This window comes from Sphingomonas sp. HF-S4, assembly GCF_032911445.1.
Taxonomy (GTDB): domain Bacteria; phylum Pseudomonadota; class Alphaproteobacteria; order Sphingomonadales; family Sphingomonadaceae; genus Sphingomonas; species Sphingomonas agrestis.
Genome location: NZ_JAWJEJ010000001.1, coordinates 2849101 through 2874344, shown reverse-complemented (window position 1 = coordinate 2874344; position 25244 = coordinate 2849101). Strand labels below are relative to the sequence as shown.

Below are 25244 nucleotides of genomic sequence, written 5' to 3'. Positions count from 1 at the left end.
TGTATCAATGCGTTGGGTTCACGACCGCGCCATCGCCGTCGCCGCGGCGCGCTCGACAAAGCGCGGGTCGACCAGCGCCGCCTGTGCTTGCGCGCGTGCCTCGGGCTTGCGGCCGAGATCGGCATAGACCTGCGCCAAATGCCAGCGCAGCCCGGAATGCCCTGGTGCCAGCACCACTGCCTTTTGGAGCAGCTCGACCGCGGCCTGCGCGTCGCCCTTGCGGTACAGCGCCCAGCCATAGGCGTCGGCGGCTACCGGATTGGCCGGGGCGAGCGCATAGGCCGCCTCGCCGAAATCCGCCGCCGCGTCCACTTCCTCGGCGCCGCCATAGGCCGATGCCAGCGCGGCGTTGAGCGCCGCATCGCCGTCGCCGATCCGCGCACGCAGCAGCTCGAAACTGTCGATCGCCGCGTCATAGTCGCCCGCGGCGAGCTGCCACGTCCCCGAGAGCCGCAGCGCCGCGGCGTTGACCGGGTTCTGCGACAGGAACAGCGCAAGCACATTGGCCGCCTCGGCGCGCTGGCCGGCCTGGGCCATCGATTCGACCAGCCGCAGCATGGTGGACTCGTCGAAGCGGAGGTCGGCGGCGCTGCGATAGGATCGCACCGCGTCGGCCGGGCGGTTCATCAGCATCAGCGCGTCGCCGACCAGCAGATGCGCCGCGGGGACGCCGGGATGGCGCGCCGCGATGGCCTGCGCCTTGGCAAGCGCGGTGGGCTTGTCGCCCTTGCCGATCAGCGCGCGGATCAGCGGGATCTGCGCGACGGGATCGTCGGCGCGCTGCGCGGCATCGGCTGCGACCACGCCGGCGCTGTCGTCGGCGGCGAACACGCCGCCGTCGCCGCGTTCGGGCCAGGCGGCGCGATCGAGCAGCGAGGCGGCCGACGCGCGGTCGCCGATCCGCTCGAACCCGCGCGCGGCCAAGGTCAGCGCATAGCTGTCGGCATCGCCGCGCGCGATCACCGGGCGCAGCAGGTCGATCGCGTTGCGCGCGCTGTCGGTGCGCAGCAGCGCGACCGCGAGCAGTTTCCGCGCCTGGATGTTCATCGGCTGGTTGGCGACGAGGGGCTTCAATTTCTCCATCGCCTGCTCGTAATCGGCCGCCTCGATGTCGAGCGCGCCGCCGAGCAGCAGCGCCGCCGGAATCTGCGCCAGCCCGCCGCCGGTGCGCTCGATCAGTGTACGTGCCAGGTCGCCATTGCCGGCGCGCGCGGCGATCACGGCCTGGAGGTACAGCGCCTGCGGGCTGCCCGGCCGCACCGCGAGCGCGCGCCTCGTCGCCGCGAGCGAATCGCGCGTGCGTCCCGCATCGCCCAAAGTCGCGGCATATTCGATCAGCGCGTCATGGTCGGCGGGGTCGTGCTTGAGCGCCGCCTCGAACCAGGGCAGCGCCGCGACCAGCCCGAACTGGCTGCGCACCATCTCGCCGCGCAGCATCAGCGCGTCGAAGCTGCCGCCGTCCAGCTGGACCGCCGCCTCGGACGCGCGGATGCCGCCGAGCACGTCGCCGGCGCTGAGCCGGATCCGGCCGAGATCGACCTGCACCGCGGCGTCGCGCGGCGCGGCGCGCGCGGCCTCGTCGATCGCGGCGAACGCCTCGGGCAGCTTGCCCAGCGCGGCGAGCGCGCGCGCACGGATGCGCAGCGCATAGACTCGGTTCTCCGGCGCGGCCTTGCCCGCCTCGGCGATCGCCTTTTCTTCCTGGCCCTGGAGCAGAAGTGCGTGCGCACGCAAATGCGCGACCTGCGCGGGTTTATACCCCGCCTCGACCGCGCGCTTGAGTTCGGCCTCGGCGCCGACACCGTCGTCGAGCGCGAGCATCGCCTTGGCGAGCGTCATATGCGCCTGCGCGTTTCCGGGGTCGCCGCGCACCGCGGCCAGTGCGGCCTCGCGCGCGGCGGTGGCATTGCCTGCATCGAGCAGCTTGCCGCTGCGCTCGAGTGCCTCGCGCGGATTGCTCGCGGCGGGTCCGGCCGGCGACAGGCTGAACCATGCCGCCAGTACCAGCGCGAACGCGGCGAGCGCCCCGCCGATCACGAGGAGGCGGCGGAGGCCGGGCGTGCGCCGGGCAGTGCGGGAGCGCTTACGGCTGGAGGTCATAGGCCTTCATCAGGTCGTAGAGGGTGGGGCGGCTGATCCCGAGCAGCCTTGCGGTGCCCGAGATATTGCCTTCGGCGCGGGCGAGCGCGTGGCGGATCGCCTTGCGGTCGGCAAGCTCGCGCGCGGCCTTGAGGTTGACCGGCAGCGGATCGTCCTTGCCGTCGAGGTCGAGATCGGCGGCGCCGACATGCTTGCCCTCGGCCATGATCGCGGCGCGCTTCACGCGGTTCTCGAGCTCGCGGACATTGCCCGGCCAGCCCCAGGCATCGATCGCGGCGAGCGCGTCGGGCGCGAAGCTCTTGGCGCCGGTGTTCATCTGTGCGGCGTATTTCTGGAGGAAGTGCCGCGCGAGCAACCCGGCATCGCCCGGCCGCTCGGCCAGGCTGGGGATGCGGATGACGATCTCGGCGAGCCGATAATAAAGGTCTTCACGGAAGCGTCCCTGCGCGACCATTGCGTCGAGATCCTGGTGCGTCGCGCAGACCACGCGCGTGTCGACCGGGATCGGCTTGCGGCTGCCGATCCGCTCGATCACGCGCTCCTGGAGGAAGCGCAGCAGCTTGACTTGGAGGGGCAGGGGAACGTCGCCGATCTCGTCGAGGAACAGCGTGCCGCCCTGGGCGAGCTCGATCTTGCCTTCGGTGGTCTTGACCGCCCCGGTGAACGCACCCTTTTCGTGCCCGAACAGCTCGCTTTCGAGCAGCGTCTCGGGGATCGCAGCGCAGTTGATCGCGACGAACGCGCCCTTCTTGCGCGGGGACGCGTCGTGCAGCCCGCGCGCGAGCAGTTCCTTGCCGGTGCCGCTGGCGCCGAGCAGCATCACCGAAACGTCCGCCCCGGCGACTCGCTCGATCGTGCGCGTGACCTTGAGCATCTCGGGCGCGCCGGTGATCATCCCGCCCAGCACCGCGCCGGCCTCGGCGCGTTCGGCGAGGCGGCGATTCTCGGCTTCGAGCGCGTGGACATGGAAGGCGCGCGCGACGATCAGCCCCAGCGCGTCGATGTCGATCGGCTTTTGGTAGAAATCCCAGGCGCCCAGCGAAATCGCCTTGAGCATCGATTCGTGCGCGCCGTGGCCCGATGCGACGATCACCTTGGTGTCCGGGCGCAGTTTGAGGATCGTCTCGAGCGTCGCGAAGCCCTCGGTGGTGCCGTCGGGATCGGGCGGCAGTCCCAGATCGAGCGTCACCACCTGCGGCTCCTCGGCGCGGATGGCGGTGATCGCCTCCTCGCGATTGGCGGCGGTGTGGATTTCATAGCCTTCATAGGCCCAGCGTAGCTGGCGCTGGAGCCCGGCATCGTCTTCGACGATCAGCAGCTTCTTCACAGGTTCGGTCATGCGGCGCGTTCTTCGGGCAGGTCGGCGGTGTGGGCGGCCTTGAGGATCACGCGGAAGCGAGTGCCCTGGCCCTCGCGCGAGGTGACTTCGATGCGCCCGTCCATCGCCTGGACGAGCTGGCGCGCCTCGAACGCGCCGATCCCGAACCCGCCAGGCTTGGACGAGACGAAGGGCTTGAACAGCTTGTCCCGCACGAAGGCGGGCGACATGCCGCAGCCCGAATCGACCACATCCACGCTGATTTCGTGCCCATCCGAGCCCAGAACGATCGAAACCGGCGCATTTTCGGCGCTCGCATCCACGGCATTCTGCACCAGATGCCCCAGCAACTGCTCGAGCCCCGCCGGATCGGCCAGCGCGATCACCGCCTCCGCGCCCGAGACCGTGACGGGGTGCAACCGCCCCTTTTCGCTAGCGACACCCCGAACCAGATACCGAACATCCACCGCCCGCGGCGCCTCGCGCCGGGCGCGATGATGCTGCGAAAGCCGCGCGAGCAGCGCGTTCATCCGCTCCGCCGATTCCTTGAGCGTCGCCACCATGTCCGCCCGGAATTCGGGCTTGTCGGCATGCCGCTCGGCGTTGCGCGCGGTGAGGGTGAGCTGGCTGACCAAATTCTTGATGTCGTGCAGGATGAACGCGAAGCGGCGGTTGAACTCGTCGAAGCGCTGCGACTCGGCGAGCGCTGCTTGTGCGCGGGCCTCGGCGAGGTAGCTCGCGACCTGGCGCCCGGCGACCTTGAGCAGGTCGAAATCCTCCCAGTCGAGCGCACGGTCGAACGGCGGGCGCGCGAGCAGGATCGCCCCGGCCAGGGTGCCCATATGGGGCAGCGGCACGAGCACCCAGGCGTCGGCGCTGTCGAGCATCCAGCGCGGCACCGGTGCGGCATCGGGGCAGGCGGGATCGCGCCGCACCTGATCGAGCTCGATGATCCGCCCGGTCGCGGCGAGATGCGCGGCAAGCGGCGCATCGTCGGCGACCGGCAACAGCCCGCGATCCCAATTCCAGCTCGCCCCGGGTTCGAAGCCGGCGCCGTCGGGCGCCAGCAACAGGCCGGCAGGCGAATCCGTCAGGTCGGCGATCGCCTTGACGATGCGTTCGTCGAGCGGCGCGGCGCCCTCGGGCGCGCCCAGCGTCTCGGTAAAGCGCATCCATTCGGCACGATAATCATAGCGGTGGCGGAAGAGGTGCTTGGCGAGCTTGACCTTGGCCCAGGCGCGTAGCCAGCCGTTCGAGACGAGCGTGAGGATCGCCGCTGTCGAGCCGAGCACGAAGGCGGTCTGGAACACCCGCGCATTTTCGCCGCCGATCGTCGCGATCGCGCTGGTGGCGAGCGCGAGCAGCGCGAAATAGGCGCCGATCGCGACGAGCGACAGCGATTGATAGGCGACTGTGCGCGAGACCTGGACGCTGAGCTCGCCCTTGCGCTGTAGCGCGGTGACCATCGCCAGCGCGACCGCGATCATCGCGACGCCTCGCGCCGCCACCGACTGGGGATGGGGCTGGGTGGCGAGATATTCGGTACAGTACAGCGCGAACTCGGCGATCCACAGTCCGGCCAGCGCCGCGACAATCCATCGGAGGCCGCCGCCGGCCGCCGGATTGAGCGCCGAATACAACGCTTGCATCAGCACGAGCGCGGCGACCGCGGCAAGCATGCGCAGCAGCAGTACCGCGCTTTCGACAGGCTCCGCGGCGCCGGGCGCAGCGGAGTTGGCGGTGATGTGAAGTATGAGCGCGGCGAGGCTAACCAGCGCGACTACGCCGTAGACCGTCCCCAGCGCGAGCGGCGGCCGATCATTGGCATCGCGCCGGTGGAGCGTGATCATGAAGCCGAGCCAGGCGAGGTTGCGCAGCGTCTCGACGATCCGTGTGACCATCTCGCCGCCGCCGATCCCGGCGATCGCGAGTGCCCAGAGTGCAGTCAGTCCGAGCGCCAGCGCCAGCGGGCGACGCGGCAGTCCGATCGCGTTCGCGCGGATCGTCCACAAGGTGAGCCCGCCGAACAGCAAGGCGGCAAGCGCGTGGCTCCACAGGATCAGCGTCACCGTCATCAACGCGCGCCGTCTGGGAAGAGCACCACGCGGATCGTCTGGAGCAGGATCAGCAGGTCTAGGAAAGGCGAATAGTTCTTGGCGTAGAACAGGTCGTATTCGAGCTTCTGGCGGCTGTCCTCGATCGAGGCGCCATAGGGATAGTTGATCTGCGCCCAGCCGGTGATGCCCGGCTTCACCATGTGGCGTTCGGCATAATAAGGCAGCTTCTGCTCGAGATCCTCGACGAACTGGGGACGCTCGGGGCGCGGGCCGACAAAGCTCATCTCGCCCTTGAGCACGCTCCAGCATTGCGGCAGCTCGTCGACGCGGATCTTGCGGATGATCCGGCCGATGCGGGTGATCCGCGGATCGTCCTTCTCGGCCCAGATCGCCTGGCCGCCGGCCTCGGCATCCTGGCGCATCGAGCGCAGCTTGATGACGTCGAAGCCGACGCCGTAGAGCCCCACGCGGCGCTGGCGATAAAAGGCCGGGCCCTTGCTCTCCAACTTGATTGCGACCGCGGTGACCAGCACGAGCGGGAGCGTCAGCACGAGCAGGAGCAGGCTGGCCGCGATGTCGAACAGCCGCTTGAACGCGCTCGACACCATCCGGCCGGACGAGAAGCCGTCGGAGAAGATCAGCCAGCTCGGATTGACGCTGTCGAGATCGACGCGACCGGTCTCGCGTTCGAGGAAGGTCGAGATCTCGTTGACGTGGACGCCGGTGGTCTTGACCCGCAGCAGGTCCTTGAGCGGCAGCGCGTTGCGGCGCTCCTCGAGCGCAAGCACGACTTCGCTGGCGTTGAGGAGCACGACGTGATCGGCAAGGTTGTAGATGGCGTCGCGCGCGATCGCTTCGGGGATCACGCGATTTGCCTCGTTCATCGAGACATAGCCAACCACCGCGAAGCCGGCGCCCGGGGCCTTGGAAAGAACCTTGAGCCGCGCCGCGCGCGGGCCGGCGCCAAGCACAACGATGCGGCGCTTGAACGCCTGGCTGCCCAGCGCCTTGCCGAGCAGGATACGCAGGAAGATCAGTAGAACGACCGAGACGCCCATCGCGTAGAGCAGGTTCGAGCGCCAGAAGCTGATCTGGGGGATCAGGAAATAGAGCATGCTCAGCCCGAGCACGCCGAGCGAGACCGCAACGATCAGTCGCGCCGTGGCGTAGCGCAGCGACTGGAGCGCATCGGCGCCGTAGACGCCGACCGCGATCATCGCGATTTCGATGAAGGCTGCGAAGCTCAGCAGTTGCGGGATGCGATCGGCCATCGCGCTGGGGCCCATGCCGACCTGGTGCGCGCGCACCAGCCAGCCGAGCTCGCCTGCCGCGACCAGCAGGACGATGTCCAGCAAGCCGAGCAGCAGCACGGCATTCGGCACGTAATGCTTGAACAGGCGGATCATGGTGTATGATCCCTATCGACTAAGTGTAAACAAATCCGACATCGGCACTGGATTGGAGCGCGGCGGCCAAAACTGTGAATCGCGCGAAACCGTTTCGACGGCACATCGTTTAACCGCGCGGGGCAAATACCTATATCTACAGCCAAATCAGGGAGCCATTCGCCATGCCGGACGCAAAGCCGATCATTCCGGTCATCCTTTCGGGAGGATCGGGGACTCGGCTTTGGCCGCTATCGCGCCCCGAGCAGCCCAAGCAACTGCTTGCGCTGACTGCCGAGGAAACGATGCTCCAGCTCACGGCGCGCCGCACCGCGGGCGCGCAGTTCGCCAAGCCGATCGTGGTGGCAAATGCCTTCCATGCCGGCCAGGTCGAGGAGCAGCTCGCCGGGGTCGAATCCTTCGCCCAGGCGCTGATCCTCGAGCCGATGGGGCGCAACACTGCGCCGGCGATCGCGCTGGCAGCGATCGCGGCGGGGGGCGGCAGCGATCCGATCCTGGTGATGCCGTCCGATCATGTCATCGCCGATGTCGATGCGTTTCACGCCGCGATCCAGGCGGCGCTGCCGCTGGTGCAGGAAGGCTGGCTGGCGACCTTCGGGATCGCACCCGACGCGCCCGAGACCGGCTATGGCTGGATCCAGGTGGGCGACAAGCTGACCGAGGGCGTCCACCGCGTTGAGAAATTCGTCGAGAAGCCGCCGCGCGACAAGGCCGAGGCGATGCTCGCGTCGGGCGACCATGCGTGGAACGGCGGCATCTTCCTGTTCCGCGCCGACATGTATCTGGGTGCGCTCAGCGTCTATGCACCCGAGATGCTGGTGGCGGCGCAGCTTTCGATGGACAAGGCGCGGCGCGAGGGCGCGCGGATCTATCCCGATGCCGAGGAATTCGCCGCGTCGCCGGCCAATTCGATCGACTATGCGGTGATGGAGAAGGCGCCGCGCGTCGCGGTGGTGCCCGTGGCGATGGGCTGGAGCGACGTCGGCAGCTGGGACGCGCTCCACGCGATCAGCGAATGCGACATCCACGGCAATGTCTGTCGCGGCGACGTCGTCGCGATCGAGGCGGAGAATTGCCTGGTGCGCAGCGAGCCGGGCAAGCGGGTTGCCTTGGTTGGGGTGCACGACCTGATCGTGGTGGCGTCGGGCGACGACATCCTGGTGCTCCCGCGCGGACGCAGCCAGGACATCAAGAAGATCATCGAGGCGATGAAGAAGGACTGACGGGCGCGGCGATGACCGCGCCCGTCGCGTCGATCAGCCCAGCAATGCCTCGGCTTGGTCGAGCGTGTCCTTGAAGCTCGCGACCAGCGCCTGGTAGGGCGCGGGCGAGGCCATATCGAGACCGGCGCGCTTGAGGATATCGACCGGATAGTCCGAGCCGCCGGCCTTGAGCACCGACAGGTAATTGTCGCGCTCCTTCGGCCCGCCCTTGAGGATCGCTTGGGTGAAGTAGGTCGCCGCGGCGATGCATGTGGCGTACTGATAGACGTAGAAGCTGTTATAGAAGTGCGGGATGAACGCCCACTCGTTCGCATAAGCCGCTTCGAGCTTCATGTTGGGGCCGTGATAGCGCTTCAGCAGGTTCGAATAGACATCGGTGAACCTGCGCCCCGACAGGCCCTCGCCGGCCTCGGCAAGGTCGTGGGCCTTGAGCTCGAACTCGGCGAACATCGTCTGGCGGAAGAAGGTGCCGCGGAAATTCTCCATCTGCTGGCCGAGATAGAAGAGCTTCTCCTCCTTGGTTTTCGCGCCCTTGAGCATGTGTGCGACGAGCAACTGCTCGTTGAGCGTCGAGGCGATCTCGGCGAGGAAGATGGGATAATCGGCCTTGTCATAAGGCTGCGCGGCGTTGGCGAGCAGCGAGTGGAGCGCGTGGCCCCATTCGTGCGCATAGGTGCTGAGGCCGTCATATTTCTCGCTGAGGTTGAGCAGCAGATAAGGGTGCACGTCGAACGCGCCGGGATTCATGTATGCGCCCGGTCGCTTGCCCTCGCGTGGCCAGGGATCCATCCACTTGGCCGCGGTCGCCTTGGCGAGGCGCGCCTGATAGTCGGTGCCAAGCGGCTTGACCGCCTCGAGCGTCAGCGTGCGCATCTGATCGAGGCTGAACGGCCGATCGAGCGAGACGAGCGGCGGATAGATGTCCCAATAGCCGATGTCGGGAAGCTTGAGCATCCGCCGGCGCAGCTCGAAATAGCGGTGGAGCTGGGGCAGCCCCTTGTTGGTCTCGGCGACCAGCGTGCGATAGACCGCCTCGGGCACGTTGCTGCCCGAAAGCGCACTGGCCAGCGAAGTCGGGTATTTCCGGGCCTTGGCATAGAAGATATCGCTCTTGACCTTGGCGTTGTAGGTCGCGCCGAACGAGTTCTGGAACTTGCCGTGCGCTTCCCAGAACGCGTCGAATACCGCCTTGCGGTCAGTGCGGTTGGGGGCATCGCGGTTGAGCGTATAGCCCTGGCTGTCGAGCCGCACCTGATTGCCGTCCGAAAGCTTGATCGTTGGCCAGGGGATGTCCGACGAGCGCAGCTGCCCGGAAATGTCGCCCGGTGCCTGGAGCGGCGCGCCGGCACCGGCGAGCAGCGCCTCGCCTTCGGGAGACAGCGTGTGCTCGGCCTGGCGGACGATGTTGGCGAGGTAGAAGTCGAAGCGCGACTGGAGCGCCGAATTGGCGGCGATGAAGCCATCGACCTTGGACTTGCCAACGGTGAGGATCTCGGGCGCGAACCACGCGGTCGCCTCGCCGAACGCGGTGTAGAGGTCGATCGCCTGCGCCTGCTTCTCCTGCCACGCGGCGACGCGGACATCCTCGTCGCCCTTCAGGCTGACATAGGTGTAGACGCGAGCGATCGTCCGGCCAATGTCGGACTGGAGGACGAGCGCCTCGGCCAGCACCTGTGCGCTCTCGCCGAGACGACCCTTGTACTTGGCGATGCCGGGAAGCGCCGCGAGCGCGCCCTTGCGCGCCGCATCCCAGGCGGCTTCGTCGGGATAGAGTTCGGTCAGATCCCACGCGGCACCGGCCGGCTTGGCAACCTGTGCCCAGGCCGGGAGGGCGGTGGCGAGGCTTGCGAGCGCACCTGCAGCCAGCGCTTCGCGGCGGGAGAGTTCGGTCATCTGAGGCTTCCCCGGAGAGGGCGCCGGTAGGCACGGCGCAAGGTTTGGAAGCCGTCAGTCTGTCGCGCTTTGCCGCCCGAGGAAAGCGCTTTCTGCCTTAGCCGGCCAATACACCGCCATCGCGCGCCGAGCGATATTCGGCGCGCGAGATCACGATCCAGTCGCGCTTGGCGCGGCGGCGCATGGGTGTGCCGCAGAAGCGGCATTTGCTGACGAAGGGCTCGTCGTCGCCGGCGCGGGCGATATGCTTTTCCGAACGCTCATGCTTGCCGCCGAAGCATCGCGACCGCCCGGCAATCCAATTGAACACCTACGCCCCCTGTTGCGATTATTCGAAACGATTTTCCGAATAGGTCCGCGCGGGTCAAGACCTGTGTGCCGGGTTCGTCGTAAAAATCACTCCGAAAGCAGAAGGGCCGGGTTTCCCCGGCCCTTCGCATTGGTCAACGAGCGTAAGGACTTAGAAGTCCATGCCGCCCATGCCGCCCATGCCGCCGCCCATCGGGGGCATCGAGGGCTTGTCTTCCGGAAGCTCGCTCACCGCCGCTTCGGTGGTGATGAGCAGGCCGGCGACCGAGGCCGCGTTCTGCAGCGCGGTGCGGACGACCTTGGTCGGATCGATCACGCCGGCCGCAACCAGGTTCTCGTACGTGTCGGTCGAGGCGTTGAAGCCGAACGACGTGTCGGTCTGGTCGAGCAGCTTGCCCGAGACGACTGCGCCGTCATGGCCGGCATTCGCCGCGATCTGGCGAACCAGCGCCGTGAGCGACTTGCGCACGATGTCGACGCCGCGAGTCTGATCCTCGTTCGCGCCGGTCAGGCCCTCGAGCACCTTGGTGGCATAGAGAAGCGCGGTGCCGCCACCGGGGACGATGCCTTCTTCCACGGCTGCGCGGGTTGCGTGCAGCGCGTCGTCGACACGGTCCTTGCGCTCCTTGACTTCGACTTCCGAAGCACCGCCGACCTTGATCACGGCAACGCCGCCGGCGAGCTTGGCGAGACGCTCCTGGAGCTTCTCACGGTCGTAATCGCTGGTGGTGTTCTCGATCTGCTGGCGGATCGCGTCGGTGCGGCCCTTGATCGACTCGGCTTCACCGGCACCGTCGACGATGGTGGTGTTGTCCTTGTCGATCGACACGCGCTTGGCGGTGCCGAGCATGCCGAGCGTCACGGTCTCGAGCTTGATGCCGAGGTCTTCCGAGATGACTTCGCCCTTGGTGAGGACGGCGATATCCTCGAGCATCGCCTTGCGACGATCGCCGAAGCCCGGTGCCTTGACCGCTGCGACCTTGAGGCCGCCGCGCAGCTTGTTGACGACGAGCGTGGCGAGCGCCTCGCCCTCGATGTCCTCGGCGATGATCAGGAGCGGACGGCCCGACTGGACGACGGCTTCCAGGATCGGGAGCATCGCCTGCAGGTTCGACAGCTTCTTCTCGTGGATCAGGATGTACGGGTCGTTGAGCTCGACCGTCATCTTGTCGGGGTTGGTGATGAAGTAGGGCGACAGGTAGCCGCGGTCGAACTGCATGCCCTCGACGACGTCGAGCTCGAAATCGAGACCCTTCGCCTCTTCGACGGTGATCACGCCTTCCTTGCCGACCTTCTCCATCGCCTCGGCGATCTTCTCGCCGACGACGGTGTCGCCATTGGCCGAGATGATGCCGACCTGGGCGATCTCGCTGGTGCCGGCGACGGGCTTCGAGCGCGCCTTGACGTCCTCGACGACCTTGACGACTGCGAGGTCGATGCCGCGCTTGAGGTCCATCGGGTTCATGCCGGCAGCGACCGACTTCATGCCCTCGCGGACGATTGCCTGCGCCAGCACGGTGGCGGTGGTGGTGCCGTCGCCGGCGACGTCGTTGGTCTTCGAAGCGACTTCGCGGACCATCTGGGCGCCCATGTTCTCGAACTTGTCCTTGAGTTCGATTTCCTTGGCGACGGTGACGCCGTCCTTGGTGATGCGCGGTGCGCCGAACGACTTGTCGATCACGACGTTGCGGCCCTTCGGCCCCAGCGTGACCTTGACCGCGTCGGCGAGAATGTCGACGCCGCGCAGGATGCGCTCGCGCGCGTCGCGGCTGAACTTAACGTCCTTGGCTGCCATTTTTCTATACCTTCTATCTGGAGGCGTTGCCGCCCTTAACTTCGCAATCTTCGCACTTTTTCATTTCGAAAATTGCGGGAGATTGTTCGAAAATTGCTTAGCCGACGATCCCGAGGATGTCGGATTCCTTCATGATCAGCAGGTCTTCGCCATTGACCTTGACCTCGGTGCCCGACCACTTGCCGAACAGGATGCGGTCGCCAGCCTTGACGTCGAGCGGGGTCACCTTGCCGTCCTCGGACTTGGTGCCGGTGCCAACAGCGACGACTTCGCCTTCCTGCGGCTTTTCCTTGGCGGTGTCGGGGATGATGATCCCGCCTGCGGTCTTTTCCTCGGCTTCGACACGACGGACGAGCACGCGGTCATGCAACGGACGAAAGCTCATTGCGGATGATCCTCTAATTGATTGAACGCCTTTAGCACTCAGTCCCCCCGAGTGCTAGCGAATGGAGATATGCGTAGGCTGGCGGCGTTCGTCAACGGGCATGCGACGGAATCTTTCGGCAGGCCGATTAGCCGCAATGTGGTCCGATAAATATGCGTTAAGCAGCTTCGTTTGAGCCGAATTCATGCCCGCCGCCTATAAAGGGTATCTGTACCTCTAGGTTTCGAGCGAGGCGCGTGTGAGTTTCAGCTTCGGCAATGCAGCGATGGCCGACGACCGGCAGGAAATGCGCGATGACGTGCATTACCGTGCCCGTGCCTTTGGGCCGGACGCGCGCCCGCTCACGTTCCTGGTCGTCAACATCTCGCCGCACGGGTTGATGGCGCGCTGCGATGCGACGTTCGAGGTCGGCGACCGCCTGCGCATCGTGCTTCCGATCGCGGGTTCGGTAACCGGCGAAGTCCGCTGGTGCCTCGGCGGGCGTCTCGGCTGCCAGTTCGATCCGGCGATCGACCTCGCCACCTATTACGAACTCATCGCCGCGCTCTTGAAGGGCAAGGCCTAGCCCGAGCGCAGCAGCGCGACCGCGGCGTCGCGCTCGAACAGATAGAGCGCCGTCCGCGCTGCCTCGCCCCGCGCCGTCTTGAGGTCGCGGTCCTGATCGACCAGCAGTCGCGCATCGGCGTTGGCGCGCTCGAGCAGCGGTCCCATCAGCTCGGGCGGGGTCAGCCGGAATTGCTGCTCGCCCGACTGGCGCGTGCCGAGCAACTCGCCGGCACCGCGCAGCTCCAAGTCGCGCTCGGCGATCAAGAAGCCGTCATTGGTGTCGCGCATCAGCGCCAGCCGCGCGCGCGAAGTCTCGCTCAGCCCGCTCCCGCGCAGCAGGATGCAGTGCGACTTGCCGCCGCCGCGCCCGACGCGCCCGCGCAGCTGGTGGAGCTGGGCGAGCCCGAAGCGGTCGGCATGCTCGATCACGATCAGCGTGGCATTGGGCACATCGACCCCGACCTCGATCACCGTCGTCGCGACCAGCACGCCAAGCGCACCCGCGGCGAAGCGCGCCATTACCGCATCCTTTTCGGGCCCCTTCATCCGCCCATGAACGAGCCCGACCCGGTCGCCGAAGCGCATCGTCAGCTCGGCCGCGCGCGCCTCGGCGGCGGCCATGTCGGTCTTCTCGCTTTCCTCGACCAGCGGGCACACCCAATAGGCCTGCTTCCCCGTATCGAGATGGCGTCCCAGCCCCGCGATCACCGCCTCGAGCTTGTCCTCGGCGATCACGCTCGTCTCGACCGGCTCGCGCCCCGGCGGCATCTCGTCGAGGCGGCTGACGTCCATCTCGCCGTGCGAGGCGAGCTGGAGCGTGCGCGGGATCGGCGTCGCGGTCATCGCCAGCAAATGCGGGGGAACCAGCGCCTTGGATTGGAGCATCAGCCGCTCGGCCACCCCGAAGCGATGCTGCTCGTCGACCACCACCAGGCCGAGATCGCGATACTCCACGCCCTGCTGGAAGATCGCGTGCGTTCCCACCAGGATGTCGATCTCGCCCGCGGCGAGCCCCATCAGCGTCGCTTCCCGCGCGCGGCCCTTGTCGCGCCCGGTGAGGATCGCAACGCGAACGCCCATCCCCGAGAGCGTGCGGTTGAGTGTGTCGAAATGCTGGCGCGCGAGGATCTCGGTCGGCGCGAGCATCGCCCCCTGCGCGCCGGCCTCGGCAGCGATCAGCAGCGCCATCGTCGCGACCAAGGTCTTGCCCGAGCCGACATCGCCCTGGAGCAGCCGCAGCATCGGGCGGGACTGCGCCATGTCGCCTTCGATCTCGCGGATCGTCCGCGCCTGCGCGCCGGTGGGCGCATAAGGGAGCTTGAGCTTGTCGCGCAGCCGCCCGTCGCCCTGTAGCGCCCGCCCGCGCTTGGCACGCGCCGCCCCGCTCACCAGCAGCAGCGCGAGCTGGTTTGCGAGGATCTCGTCATAGGCAAGCCGCTCGCGCGCCTTGGCATCGGCAGGGTCGGCATGGATGCGCACCAGCGCCTCGCGCCAGCCCGGCCAGTCGTTGCGCGCCTTGAGGCTCGGCTCGATCCATTCGGGCAGATCGGGCGCGCGCTCGATCGCCTGCGCCGCCAGCGCCGCGATCCGCTTCGAGGTGAGGCCTTCCGAGCAGCGATAGATCGCCTCGCGCCCGCCGGCCGCCTCGACCTCATCGAGCGGTAGCGACTCGGGATGGACCAGCTGCAGTTCCTGGCCATATTGCTCGAGCTTGCCCGATACCCAGCGCAGCTCGCCCTCGGGGTGCAGCTTCTTCACCCAGCCCGAATTGCCGCGGAAATAGACCAGGCTCACGGTGTTGCCGTGCGCATCCACTGCCTGCACCCGCGCCGGCGACCGCGGGCTCGATCCGAAGCGATAGCTCACTGCGGTCAGCGTGATCGCGATCACGCGCCCGGCATCGGCGGCGTCGAGTTCGGTGCGCGGCAGCCGATCGACGAAGCCGGTCGGCAGATGGAAGGCGACGTCCACCGCCCGCGCCAGCCCCAATTTCTCGAGCGGCTTGGACAAGGCTGCGCCTACGCCTTTCAGCGCGGTGATCTCGGCGAACAGTGGATTGAGTATGTCGGGCCGCATGACTATCTCGCCCCTACACCCAAGCCGACCGCGCTTGAAAGCGCTGCCGGCCAATTCGCGTTGGAGACCCATGGACCGCGAACATCGCCTCAAGCGCCTGCGCTTCCGTGCCTGGCATCGCGGCGTCAAGGAAGCCGACCTGCTGATCGGCGGCTTCTTCGACGCGCATTCGGCCGGCTGGGACGATTCCGAGATCGACCTGTTCGAGATCCTGATGGAGGAACAGGACGTCGATATCATGGCCTGGGCAATGGGAACCGCGGCGGTCCCGGCGCGCTACGAGGGCACGATCATGAACGCGCTCAAGACCCTGAACTACGTGCCGATTTCTAAGTAACTCCCCTCCCTTCAAGGGAGGGGTGGGGGGTGGGTTGCGAGCGTAGCGAGCACCCGGACCATCCTCGAGCGTCCACGCCGGCGCTGACGCGCCGGCACCCACCCCCAGCCCCTCCCTTTCAGGGAGGGGAGCGGAAGTGTGAATGCCCGACCTCAAGAAGATCCTCTCCGCCACGCGCGCCCTTACGCTTTCGGGGGCGCCCACGGGCTTCCTCCCCTGGATGCTCGCCGATCTGGCACGCGCTGGCGGCGTGGCCGTGTTCGTCGCGCCCGACGAAGCGGCGATGCGCGCGGTCGCCTCTACCGCCCCCTATTTCGCGCCCGAGCTCGACATCCTGAGCTATCCCGCCTGGGACTGCCTTCCTTATGACCGCGCCAGCCCGACGCTGCGGGTGATGTCCGAACGGCTGGCGACGCTCCACGCGTTGCAGGGCAAGTCTGAAAAACCGCGCCTGATCGTCACCACGGTCAATGCCGCGACCCAGCGTACGCTGACGCCGTTCCGCATCCGCCAGCTCGTCGCGCGGCTCGCCCCAGGCGAGCGGATCGGCCTCGACAAGCTCGCCGCGCTGCTCCAGGCCAATGGCTATGTTCGCGTCGACACGGTCAACGACGCCGGCGAATTCGCCGTCCGCGGCGGGCTGGTCGACCTGTTCCCATCGGGTGCCGAGCAGGCGCTGCGGCTCGACTTCTTCGGCGACGAGATCGAGAGCGTGCGCACCTTCGCACCCGAGGACCAGCGCACTACCGGCCGCGTCGACGGCTTCACGCTGCTCCCCGCCTCTGAGGCGCTGCTCGACGAGGAATCGATCAAGCGATTCCGCACGCGATACAGGGAAAAGTTCGGCGCCAATGCCACCGGCGATCCGCTGTACCAGGCAATCAGCGATGGCCGCCGGCTGGCGGGCATGGAGCACTGGCTGCCGCTGTTCGAGGAGCGGCTCGACACCCTTTTCGCGCACCTTCCCGACGATGCGGTGATCGTCCGCGATACTGCCGCCAGCGGCGCCGCCGATCAGCGTTTCGAGGCGATCGCCGACTATCAGGAGAACCGCGTCCGCGCCGAATCGACTGCGCCGGGCAGCTATCGCCCGCTCGCCGCCGACGCGCTGTATTTGCCGCCCGACGAATGGGCGAAGGCGCTCGACCACGGCCCGGTCCATATCGCGACGCCGTTCCACGAGCCCGAAAGCGCCACCGTGCTCGACTTCCTCGTCGATGGCCCGCGCGACTTCGCCCCCGAGCGCGCCGCGGGTACCAATGTCTACGAGGCCGTGGTCGCGCACCTCGCCAAGGTCCGGAAAGACGGCCGCAAGCCGATCCTCGCCAGCTATTCGAACGGCGCGCGCGAGCGCCTGTCGGGCCTGCTCGCCGATCACGGGCTCAAGGGCGCGCGCAATGCCGAGAGCTGGCAGGAGGCGCTGGGCACCGCCGACAAGGGGATCGCCCTCGTCGTCCTCCCCCTCGACCACGGCTTCGCCGCGCCCGACGTCGCGTTGCTCACCGAGCAGGACATGCTCGGCGACCGTCTCGTCCGCCGCGCCAAGCGGCGGAAGAATACCGACGCGTTCCTCCAGGAACTCGCCACGCTCTCGCCCGGCGACCTGGTCGTCCATATCGAGCACGGCATCGGCCGCTATGACGGGCTGACCCAGATCCCGGTGCAGAAGGCGCCGCACGATTGCGTCGCGCTCGAATATGCCGGCGGCGACAAGCTTTACGTCCCCGTCGAGAATCTCGAGGTGCTCAGCCGCTATGGCGCGGGCGAGGAAGGCGCGAGCCTCGACAGGCTGGGCGGCGAGGCGTGGCAGCGCCGCAAGTCGCGGATGAAGGAGCGGATCCAGGAGATCGCCGGCGAGCTGATCGCCACCGCGGCCAAGCGCGCCACGCGCCCCGCCGAAATCGCCGAGCCCGATCATGGCGGCTATCCCGCCTTCGTCGATCGCTTCCCGTATGAGGAAACCGACGACCAGGACCGCGCGATCGGCGATGTCCTGTCCGATCTCGCCGCCGGCCGCCCGATGGACCGGCTGATCGTCGGCGATGTCGGCTTCGGCAAGACCGAAGTCGCGCTGCGCGCCGCCTTCGTCGCCGCGATGTCGGGGATGCAGGTCGCCGTGGTCTGCCCGACGACCCTGCTCGCGCGCCAGCACCACCGCAATTTCGTCGAGCGCTTCCAGGGCTTCCCGATCGAAGTCGGCCGCCTCTCGCGCCTCGTTCCCGCCGCGGAGGCCAAGGCCGTCAAGGAAGGCGTCGCCGAGGGCAAGATCGACGTCGTCGTCGGCACCCATGCAATCCTTTCCAAGACGCTCGACTTCAAGCGGCTGGGCCTCGTCATCGTCGACGAGGAGCAGCGCTTCGGCGTCACCCACAAGGAGCGGCTCAAGGCGATGAAGGCGGACGTCCACGTTCTCACCCTCACCGCCACGCCGATCCCGCGCACGCTGCAGATGGCGATGAGCGGGCTGCGCGAGCTCTCGGTGATCCAGACCCCACCGGTGGATCGCCTCGCGGTGCGGACTTATGTCATGCCGTGGGATCCCGTCGTGCTGCGCGAGGCGCTGCTGCGCGAGCATTATCGCGGCGGCCAGGCCTATTTCGTCACCCCGCGCATCTCGGACCTGCCCGATATCGAGAAGTTCCTGCGCGAGGACGTGCCCGAGATCACCTACGTCGTCGCGCACGGCCAGATGGCGCCGACCGAAGTCGAGGAGCGGATGTCCGCCTTCTACGACCGCAAATACGATCTGCTGGTCTCGACCACGATCATCGAATCCGGGCTCGACATCCCGAGCGCCAACACGCTGATCGTCAACCGCGCCGACAAGTTCGGCCTGGCGCAGCTCTATCAGATCCGCGGGCGGGTCGGGCGCTCCAAGACCCGCGCCTATGCGTACATGACCACCCCGCCCGAGCGACAGATGACCGAGGCGGCGAGCAAGCGCCTCAAGGTGCTATCCGATCTCGAATCGCTGGGCGCCGGCTTCCAGCTCGCATCCCATGACCTCGACATCCGCGGCGCGGGCAATCTGCTCGGCGACGAGCAGTCGGGCCACATCAAGGAAGTCGGCTACGAACTCTACCAGTCGATGCTCGAGGAGGCGATCATGGAGGCCAAGGCCGGCGGGCTGCGCGACGACATCCGCCCCAAGGATTTGTCGCCGTCGATCACCGTCGATGCGCCGATCATGATCCCCGAGGACTATGTCCCCGATCTCGATCTCCGCATGGGCCTGTATCGCCGCCTCAACGATGTCGAGGACAAGCAGGGCATCGAGGCATTCGCCGCCGAGATGATCGACCGCTTCGGCACGCTCCCCGAGGCGACCGCGAACCTCATCACGCTGATCGAGGCGAAGCTCAATGCGAAGCGCGCGTGCATCGCCAAGATCGATGTCGGCCCAAAGGGCGCGCTGGTCACCTTCCACGAAGACAAGTTCCCCAACGTCCCCGGCCTGCTCGCCTATGTCGACAAGCTCGGCGAGACCGCGCGGCTGCGCCCCGACATGCGGCTGGTCATCAACCGCGCCTGGGCGAACCCGCAGGCCCGGCTCCACGGCGCGCTGCAATTGTCGCGTGGGCTGGCAAAGGCGGCGGGCTGACGCGCACGAGCGCGACGTTGCCGCTTCGCCGGAACAGGCGTATACTTGCCTGGCCGGGGATATCGAAGGAGCGCGTCATGACTGTCGCTCGTATCGAAGTTGCCGAGCGCCCGATGGAGGCGTTCGAAGTCCGCACGATCACCACTGCCGACCTGCGCGGGGCGCTGCGCCAGGGCTGGGCCGATTTCCTCGCGCATCGCGGCGACCTGTTGTTCGTCGGATTGATCTATCCGCTGGTCGGGCTTGCCGCGGCAATGTTCGCGCTGCAGGATTCGCTGGTGCCCCTGTTCTTTCCGATCGCCGCGGGCGTCGGGCTGATGGGCCCGGCGGCCGCCGGAGGCTTCTACGAACTGGCGCGGCGGCGCGAACAGGGACTCGAATCGGACTGGTCGCACTTCCTCGACGTTGCGCGGCGGCCATCGTTCGATTCGTTCATCGCGGTGGCGGGATTGCTGCTGGCGATGTTCCTCGCCTGGCTGGCGGTCGCCGCGGGGCTGTACGTCGCGCTGATGGGGATCGATCCGCCCACGAGCCTGTCGGCTTTCGCCACCCGGCTGTTCACCACGCCCGAGGGATGGGCGCTGATCGTGCTCGGCAACCTCGCCGGGCTCGCCTTTTCGGCGGCGGTGCTGACGGTGAGCGTGGTCGCGATGCCGATGCTGATCGACAAGGACGTCGATGCGCGGACCGCGATCCATGTCTCGCGGATGGCGGTGCTGGCGAACAAGGGCGCGATGCTGCGCTGGGGCTTTACCGTTGCGGCGCTGCTGGTGCTCGGCTCGATCCCGTTGTTCGTCGGACTGGCGGTGGCGCTGCCGGTGCTCGGCTATGCGACCTGGCATCTCTACACGCGGCTGGTAGTGCGCTGAGCTCTGTGTTGCCTGGATAATACACGGCCCGTTTACTCGCCCGGCGCCATCCGGTAGCAGGAGGCGCTATTCGAGGAGCGGTGCGACGTGAAACTGGTTCGGGGCGCGTGGAAGATACTGGTCGGCATCAAGGACTTCCTGGTCCTGGCGCTGATGCTGCTGTTCTTCGCCGGGCTGTTCGCAGCGCTTTCGTACAAGCCCAACAAGGCGGCGATCCGCGACGGCGCGCTGGTGGTGGCGCTGGACGGGACGTTGGTCGAGCAGCCCGAGGAAGCCGATCCGTTTGCGAGCTTTGGCGGCGGCGAAGTGACCAGGCAGCACCGGCTGCGCGACGTGCTGCGCGCGCTCGATACCGCGCGCACCGATGCGCGAGTCAAGGCCGTGGTGCTCGATCTCGACCGCTTCATGGGCGGCTATCCCGCCGCGATCGGTGATGTCGCCGACGCCGTTGCCAAGGTGCGCGCGAGCGGCAAGCCGGTGCTTGCCTATGCCACTGCCTATACCGATTCGGGGTATCGGCTGGCGGCCAATGCCAGCGAGATCTGGGTCAATCCGCTGGGCGGCAGCCTGTTCGCCGGGCCGGGGGGCACGCAGCTTTATTATAAGGGACTGATCGACAAGCTTGGCGTCAATGCGCACGTCTACAAGGTGGGCAAGTTCAAGTCGGCGGTCGAGCCCTATATGCGCGCCGACATGTCGCCCGAGGCGCGTGCGGCGAACGAAGCGCTGTATGGCGCGCTGTTCACCCAGTGGCGCGAGGACGTCGCCAAGGCGCGACCCAAGGCGCGGGTCGCCGATTACCTGAGCAAGCCTGACGAAGTCGTGGCGGGGGCGGGCGGCGACATCGCCGCGTCGAACCTGGCTTATGGGCTGGTCGACAAGGTCGGCGACCGGCTGGCATTCGGCAAGCGCGTCGCCGAGATCGCCGGTGCGCCGGCCGGCAAGCCTGCGGGGAATTTCAACGCGATCAAGCTCGGCGACTGGATCGTCGCCAATCCGGCGCCGACCGGCGGCGACGCGATCGGAGTGATCACCGTCGCAGGCGAGATCGTCGACGGCAAGGGTGGTCCGGGGACCGCGGCGGGCGATACCGTCAGCGGGTTGCTGCTCAAGGGGCTCGCCGAGAAGAAGCTGAAGGCGCTGGTGGTGCGTGTCGATTCGCCGGGCGGATCGGCGATGGCCTCCGAGCAGATCCGCCAGACGATCCTCCAGGCCAAGGCGCAGGGGCTGCCGGTGGTGGTGTCGATGGGCAGCCTCGCGGCGAGCGGCGGCTATTGGGTGTCGACTGCGGGCGACACGATCTTTGCCGAGCCGGGGACGATCACCGGGTCGATCGGCATCTTCGGAGTGCTGCCGACCTTCGAGAACAGCCTCGCCAAGATCGGCGTGACCACCGACGGGGTGCGTACGACGCCACTCTCGGGCCAGCCCGACGTGATGGGCGGGACCAATGCGGCTACCGACCGCATCCTCCAGTCGGCGATCGAGAGCGGCTATTCGCGCTTCATCAATCTGGTCGCGAAGGCGCGAAAGCTGACGCCGCAGCGGGTGGACGAGATCGGCCAGGGCCGGGTGTGGATCGGCGGGGTGGCGCATCAGCTCAAGCTGGTCGACCGCTTCGGCGGGATCGACGACGCGATCGCCGAGGCGGCGAAGCGGGCGAAGCTCGACCCGGCCAAGGTGCACGCGGTGTATCTGGAGAAGGCGCCGAGCGCGTGGATGCAGTTCGCCGCGGGGCTGATGGGCGGCGGCGGCGAGGACGACGACTGGGCCGACCAGCCGGCGGGAGCCGATCTGTATGGCCGGATCGCGATCGAGCGGCGCGCGCTGCTCGGCCAGGCGCTGGGCGACGCACGGCGGCTGGCGGCGGGCGGATCGGTGCAGGCGCGGTGCCTGGAGTGCATGGGGCTGGCGCCCAAGGTGATCAAAGCGGAGGACAAGAGCTTGATGGACATGCTGCTGGCGAGGATCGGCCTGTGATCGCGATCCGCGCGGCGACGCCCGAGGATGCGGGCTCGATCGCGGCGATCTATGCGCCGCACGTGCTGACCGGCACCGCCTCGTTCGAGATCGAGCCGCCCGACGCGCGCGCGATGCGGACGCGGATGGCGGCGAGCGACGGGCTCTATCCGTGGCTGGTCGCGACGCAGGGCGATGCGGACAGCGGCGGAGTGATCGGCTATGCCTATGCCAGCAAGTTCCGCGACCGGCCCGCGTACCGCTATGTCTGCGAGACGTCGATCTACCTGACAGATGCGTCGAGCGGCACGGGGGTGGGGCGGCTGCTCTACGAGGCGCTGGTCGATACGCTGCGCGCGCAAGGGTTCGTCCATGCGATCGGGGCGATCACGCTCCCCAACGACCGCTCGATCAAGCTGCACGAGGCCGTGGGGTTCCGCCGCGCGGGGGTGTACCGCGAGGTCGGGTTCAAGCACGGCCAGTGGATCGATGTTGGTTTCTGGCAATGCGAGCTCAACGAGCCGGTGGTGCCGCCAGTCGAGCCGAAGAAGTTCAGCGACGTGGGAGTGGTGCGGGGATAGCCTAAATTCCTCCCCGTTCCGGGGAGGATCAGCGCCGTCCGCGATACGCCGGCAAATGCAGCTTCCAGACGATCGCCGCGGCGCGTAGCGCGAAGCCGGCGGTCGCGGCGATCAGGCCGGCGGCGAGCGGGGTGAGGCCGGCGAGGCTCAGCGCAACATAGACCGCCGAGGCGAGCGCGGCGGCAGTGACGTAGAGCTCGGGGCGCATCAGGATCGACGGCTCGCCGACCAGCACGTCGCGGATGATCCCGCCGACGCACGCGGTCATCACCCCCATCAGCGCGGCGGGGATCGGCGGGATGCCGTAGCCGAGCGCCTTGGCGGCGCCGAACGCGGCATAAGCGGCGAGGCCAAGCGCATCGAGCCAGTCGAACGTCCGGTCGCTCCACCAGCGCTGCGGCGTCAGCCAGATCAGCACCGCGACGCCGAGGATCATCGCCGCCACCTTGGCATCATGCACCCAGAAGACCGGCGCGCCGATCAGCAGGTCGCGCACCGTGCCGCCGCCGACTCCGGTTATCAGCGCGAAGAAGGCGGCAGTGACGAAGGTCTGCGCGCGGCGCGTGGCGGAGAGCGCGCCCGTCGCGGCGAACACCGCGATGCCGAACAGGTCGAGCACGGGGAGGATCGGGCCGATCTGGGCGGCGACCTGGGCTTGCATGGCGCCTTGTCCCCTGTTGGTGGCGGCACGTCAAACACGGGGTGGCGGCGCGCGCCGCGCTGCGGCATTGGGAGGGCCATGCACCGGACTGAATCGCCGTTGATTGCCGTCGCCGTCTGCCTGGCGGCGCTCGCAGGTTTCGTCGACGCCTTTGCCTTCACCAGCCTGGGCGGGTTCTTCGCCTCGTTCATGAGCGGCAACACCACGCGGCTGGGCGTCGGGCTCGGCACCGGGGTCGGCGGCGCGGCGGCGATCGCGGCGGGGCTGATCCTTGCCTTTGTCGGCGGCGTGATCGTGTCGAGCGTGCTCGTGCGCGCCACCGGGGATCGCCACAAGACCGCGGTGATGGGCGTGGTGACGATCCTGCTGACGCTCGCTGCGATCGTTTCGAGCGTAACGCCGGGGCCGCTGGTGCTCGTCCTGCTCGCCGCGGCGATGGGCACCGAGAACGGGGTGTTCAACCGCGACGGCGAAGTGACGATCGGGCTGACCTATATGACCGGATCGCTGGTGCGGATCGGCCAGAAGCTCGCCGGCGCGCTGATGGGCGATCGCGATCGCTGGAGCTGGGTGCCGTATCTGGCGCTGTGGCTCGGCTTCCTCGCCGGGGTCGTGTCTGGCGCGGCGAGCCAGCTGCGCTGGGGCTGGGACGCGCTGTGGCTGGCGGCGCTGATCGCGGCGGGGCTCACCGTGGCGGTCGCGCGGTTGACGGGCGTGCGGAAGGGGCCTCCGGCTTCGTCCCCCGCCGCTTGAGGCGCTACTTGCGCTTGGCCGGCATGTCGCGCCCGTTCTGGTGGAGCACCAGGCCGGTCACCTTGCCCGCCGCGTCCCGCGAAAAGCGCACTTGCGCATCGACGACCTTGAGGAAGAACTGGTCGGGCTTTTCTGCGAACAGCTCCAACGCCTGCTGGCCGGTGGCCTGGGTCATCAGCTTGCCGTTCTCGACCTTCATGGTGAACGCGAAGGTCGGGCTCAGCTCGTAGACGCCCTCATATTCGCGGAGCTTCTCGATCGGCACCGCGATAGTCTGGCGCTCGGTAGCGAGCGTCACGGTTTCACCGCGCGCCAGAGTCATCAGCGAATTGCCGAGCCGGTTCGGCGCGGCGCCGTTGAGATTGCCCAGCACCACCACGGTCAGCTTGCGATCGGGATCATAGCCTAGCCAGGTGTTGAAGCCCTCAATCCCGCCGCCGTGATTGATCACCGTCCCTCCATTGGTCTTGGCGATGAACAGGCCGAGGCCGTAATCGTCCTTGACCGGCGTAGTCATCGCCTGGAGCGATGTGGGCTTGAGCAGCTTCCCCCCGAACAGGCCGTTGGTCCATTTGAGCAGATCATGCGTGGTCGAATAAAGCGCGCCGGCGCCCTGGGGAATGGTCATGTCGATATAGTCGGTATTCACCACGCCGCGCGGCGAGGGGGTATATCCCGACGCGCGACGCGGCAGCACCGTGGCGCGATTGTCATAGCCGCTGTCCGCCATGCCCAGCGGCTTGAAGAGCTGATCGGCGACGAAGGTGGCATAGGGTTGTCCGCTTGCCTTCTCGACGATCGTAGTGAGCAGGATATAGCCCGAGTTGGAATAGGCGAACTTCTCGCCGGGCTGAAACTCGAGCGGCTTGTCGCGAAAGCGCGCGGTCAGGCTTTCGAGCGTCGCGGGGAGCGTCTTGGTCTTCTCATAGTCGTCGAAGCCGGTGAAATTGGGGATGCCCGCAGTGTGGCTGAGCAAGTGACGGATGGTGACCTTATCCCAGGCCGCCGGCGCATCGGTCAGCCAGGTCTTCACCGGCGCATCGAGGCTCAGCTTGCCGCGTTCCTGCAAAATCAGGATCGCGGCGGCGGTGAACTGCTTGCTGACCGAACCGAGGCGGAACTTCGTAGTGCCGTCATTGGGGATCTTCCATTCGAGGTTCGCCGAGCCGAAGCCGCGGTCGAGCAATATCTGCCCCTCGCGCGCGACCAGCACGGCGCCCATGAACTCGCCCTTGTCGGCATCGGCAGCGACGACCTGCTGCATCCGGCCGGTATCCTGCGCCAGCGCCGGCGAAGCGCAAAGGCTCAGTGCCAACAGGCTGATGGCGAAGCGATGCATAGGGTCCCCCTCGGTTGTGTATTATGTTAGTATAAC

19 protein-coding genes are annotated in these 25244 nt (G+C 67.5%); 8 read left to right on the top strand and 11 right to left on the bottom strand.

Annotated features, from left to right (window positions below):
- Window positions 1-18 precede the first annotated feature (18 nt).
- The 4 genes from RZN05_RS13010 to RZN05_RS12995 are packed head-to-tail and all read right to left on the bottom strand — an operon-like array spanning window position 19 to window position 6881.
- Window positions 19-2100, bottom strand: a complete 2082-nt coding sequence (locus RZN05_RS13010) for a tetratricopeptide repeat protein (protein WP_317227031.1) — start codon at window positions 2098-2100, stop codon at window positions 19-21.
- Window positions 2084-3439 carry a PEP-CTERM-box response regulator transcription factor gene (gene prsR / locus RZN05_RS13005; RefSeq protein ID WP_317227030.1) on the bottom strand — a complete coding sequence of 452 codons (1356 nt, stop codon included), beginning with the start codon at window positions 3437-3439 and terminating at the stop codon, window positions 2084-2086. Before prsR ends, RZN05_RS13010 begins: the two co-directional genes overlap by 17 nt.
- A complete protein-coding gene (prsK, locus tag RZN05_RS13000) occupies window positions 3436-5493 on the bottom strand; it encodes an XrtA/PEP-CTERM system histidine kinase PrsK (RefSeq protein WP_317227029.1) in 2058 nt (685 codons plus the stop codon). Before prsK ends, prsR begins: the two co-directional genes overlap by 4 nt.
- Window positions 5493-6881, bottom strand: coding sequence for a TIGR03013 family XrtA/PEP-CTERM system glycosyltransferase (locus tag RZN05_RS12995; RefSeq protein WP_317227028.1), 1389 nt, complete (start codon window positions 6879-6881; stop codon window positions 5493-5495). The genes prsK and RZN05_RS12995 overlap by 1 nt, the downstream gene beginning before the upstream one ends.
- Window positions 6882-7045: 164 nt before the next feature.
- On the opposite strand from RZN05_RS12995, the gene RZN05_RS12990 reads away from it, so the two are divergent.
- A complete protein-coding gene (locus tag RZN05_RS12990; RefSeq protein WP_317227027.1) occupies window positions 7046-8104 on the top strand; it encodes a mannose-1-phosphate guanylyltransferase/mannose-6-phosphate isomerase in 1059 nt (352 codons plus the stop codon).
- 33 nt (window positions 8105-8137) lie between these two features.
- Here the strand turns inward: RZN05_RS12990 and pepF are convergent, their stop codons facing one another.
- The 4 genes from pepF to groES all read right to left on the bottom strand — a co-directional run bounded on the left by pepF (window position 8138) and on the right by groES (window position 12486).
- Window positions 8138-9997: an oligoendopeptidase F gene (pepF, locus tag RZN05_RS12985; RefSeq protein WP_317227026.1), complete on the bottom strand. Its 1860-nt coding sequence runs from the start codon at window positions 9995-9997 to the stop codon at window positions 8138-8140.
- A gap of 97 nt (window positions 9998-10094) precedes the next feature.
- On the bottom strand, window positions 10095-10307 hold the full coding sequence (locus tag RZN05_RS12980; RefSeq protein ID WP_317227025.1) for a hypothetical protein: 213 nt from the start codon (window positions 10305-10307) through the stop codon (window positions 10095-10097).
- A 150-nt stretch (window positions 10308-10457) separates the two neighbouring features.
- Window positions 10458-12101 (bottom strand): chaperonin GroEL, encoded by a 1644-nt coding sequence (gene groL, locus RZN05_RS12975; RefSeq protein ID WP_317227024.1) that lies wholly within the window; start codon window positions 12099-12101, stop codon window positions 10458-10460.
- 97 nt (window positions 12102-12198) lie between these two features.
- Window positions 12199-12486 (bottom strand): co-chaperone GroES, encoded by a 288-nt coding sequence (groES, locus tag RZN05_RS12970; protein ID WP_135987244.1) that lies wholly within the window; start codon window positions 12484-12486, stop codon window positions 12199-12201.
- A gap of 238 nt (window positions 12487-12724) precedes the next feature.
- On the opposite strand from groES, the gene RZN05_RS12965 reads away from it, so the two are divergent.
- The gene (locus RZN05_RS12965) at window positions 12725-13051 is read left to right on the top strand and encodes a PilZ domain-containing protein (protein WP_317227023.1); all 327 of its coding nucleotides are present in this window, start codon (window positions 12725-12727) and stop codon (window positions 13049-13051) included.
- Here RZN05_RS12965 and recG read toward each other — a convergent pair.
- On the bottom strand, window positions 13048-15108 hold the full coding sequence (gene recG, locus RZN05_RS12960) for an ATP-dependent DNA helicase RecG (protein ID WP_317227022.1): 2061 nt from the start codon (window positions 15106-15108) through the stop codon (window positions 13048-13050). The genes RZN05_RS12965 and recG overlap by 4 nt on opposite strands.
- Before the next feature lie 70 nt (window positions 15109-15178).
- Between recG and RZN05_RS12955 the strand changes: the two genes are divergently transcribed.
- From RZN05_RS12955 to RZN05_RS12935, 5 genes are all read left to right on the top strand, one after another.
- On the top strand, window positions 15179-15445 hold the full coding sequence (locus RZN05_RS12955; RefSeq protein WP_317227021.1) for an FAD assembly factor SdhE: 267 nt from the start codon (window positions 15179-15181) through the stop codon (window positions 15443-15445).
- 142 nt (window positions 15446-15587) lie between these two features.
- Window positions 15588-19046 (top strand): transcription-repair coupling factor, encoded by a 3459-nt coding sequence (mfd, locus tag RZN05_RS12950; RefSeq protein ID WP_317227020.1) that lies wholly within the window; start codon window positions 15588-15590, stop codon window positions 19044-19046.
- Between the two features lie 77 nt (window positions 19047-19123).
- Complete coding sequence (locus tag RZN05_RS12945) at window positions 19124-19915, top strand: DUF2189 domain-containing protein (protein ID WP_317227019.1); 792 nt, start codon at window positions 19124-19126, stop codon at window positions 19913-19915.
- 87 nt (window positions 19916-20002) lie between these two features.
- Window positions 20003-21895 carry a signal peptide peptidase SppA gene (gene sppA, locus RZN05_RS12940; protein WP_317227018.1) on the top strand — a complete coding sequence of 631 codons (1893 nt, stop codon included), beginning with the start codon at window positions 20003-20005 and terminating at the stop codon, window positions 21893-21895.
- Window positions 21892-22455 (top strand): GNAT family N-acetyltransferase, encoded by a 564-nt coding sequence (locus RZN05_RS12935; protein WP_317227017.1) that lies wholly within the window; start codon window positions 21892-21894, stop codon window positions 22453-22455. The genes sppA and RZN05_RS12935 overlap by 4 nt, the downstream gene beginning before the upstream one ends.
- 28 nt (window positions 22456-22483) lie before the next feature.
- On the opposite strand, the gene RZN05_RS12930 is transcribed toward RZN05_RS12935, so the two are convergent.
- Window positions 22484-23116 carry a trimeric intracellular cation channel family protein gene (locus RZN05_RS12930; protein WP_317227016.1) on the bottom strand — a complete coding sequence of 211 codons (633 nt, stop codon included), beginning with the start codon at window positions 23114-23116 and terminating at the stop codon, window positions 22484-22486.
- A gap of 78 nt (window positions 23117-23194) precedes the next feature.
- On the opposite strand from RZN05_RS12930, the gene RZN05_RS12925 reads away from it, so the two are divergent.
- Window positions 23195-23869, top strand: a complete 675-nt coding sequence (locus RZN05_RS12925) for a YoaK family protein (RefSeq protein WP_317227015.1) — start codon at window positions 23195-23197, stop codon at window positions 23867-23869.
- 4 nt (window positions 23870-23873) lie between these two features.
- On the opposite strand, the gene RZN05_RS12920 is transcribed toward RZN05_RS12925, so the two are convergent.
- A complete protein-coding gene (locus RZN05_RS12920) occupies window positions 23874-25208 on the bottom strand; it encodes a serine hydrolase (RefSeq protein WP_317227014.1) in 1335 nt (444 codons plus the stop codon).
- Window positions 25209-25244: the final 36 nt, after the last annotated feature.

What these genes read in the sequence shown, in the direction of transcription:
- RZN05_RS13010 (WP_317227031.1), bottom strand. Translation starts at nt 2,100, where the DNA reads ATGACCTCCAGCCGTAAGCGCTCCCGCACTGCCCGGCGCACGCCCGGC.
- prsR (WP_317227030.1), bottom strand. Translation starts at nt 3,439, where the DNA reads ATGACCGAACCTGTGAAGAAGCTGCTGATCGTCGAAGACGATGCCGGG.
- prsK (WP_317227029.1), bottom strand. Translation starts at nt 5,493, where the DNA reads ATGACGGTGACGCTGATCCTGTGGAGCCACGCGCTTGCCGCCTTGCTG.
- RZN05_RS12995 (WP_317227028.1), bottom strand. Translation starts at nt 6,881, where the DNA reads ATGATCCGCCTGTTCAAGCATTACGTGCCGAATGCCGTGCTGCTGCTC.
- RZN05_RS12990 (WP_317227027.1), top strand. Translation starts at nt 7,046, where the DNA reads ATGCCGGACGCAAAGCCGATCATTCCGGTCATCCTTTCGGGAGGATCG.
- pepF (WP_317227026.1), bottom strand. Translation starts at nt 9,997, where the DNA reads ATGACCGAACTCTCCCGCCGCGAAGCGCTGGCTGCAGGTGCGCTCGCA.
- groL (WP_317227024.1), bottom strand. Translation starts at nt 12,101, where the DNA reads ATGGCAGCCAAGGACGTTAAGTTCAGCCGCGACGCGCGCGAGCGCATC.
- groES (WP_135987244.1), bottom strand. Translation starts at nt 12,486, where the DNA reads ATGAGCTTTCGTCCGTTGCATGACCGCGTGCTCGTCCGTCGTGTCGAA.
- recG (WP_317227022.1), bottom strand. Translation starts at nt 15,108, where the DNA reads ATGCGGCCCGACATACTCAATCCACTGTTCGCCGAGATCACCGCGCTG.
- RZN05_RS12955 (WP_317227021.1), top strand. Translation starts at nt 15,179, where the DNA reads ATGGACCGCGAACATCGCCTCAAGCGCCTGCGCTTCCGTGCCTGGCAT.
- mfd (WP_317227020.1), top strand. Translation starts at nt 15,588, where the DNA reads ATGCCCGACCTCAAGAAGATCCTCTCCGCCACGCGCGCCCTTACGCTT.
- RZN05_RS12945 (WP_317227019.1), top strand. Translation starts at nt 19,124, where the DNA reads ATGACTGTCGCTCGTATCGAAGTTGCCGAGCGCCCGATGGAGGCGTTC.
- RZN05_RS12930 (WP_317227016.1), bottom strand. Translation starts at nt 23,116, where the DNA reads ATGCAAGCCCAGGTCGCCGCCCAGATCGGCCCGATCCTCCCCGTGCTC.
- RZN05_RS12925 (WP_317227015.1), top strand. Translation starts at nt 23,195, where the DNA reads ATGCACCGGACTGAATCGCCGTTGATTGCCGTCGCCGTCTGCCTGGCG.
- RZN05_RS12920 (WP_317227014.1), bottom strand. Translation starts at nt 25,208, where the DNA reads ATGCATCGCTTCGCCATCAGCCTGTTGGCACTGAGCCTTTGCGCTTCG.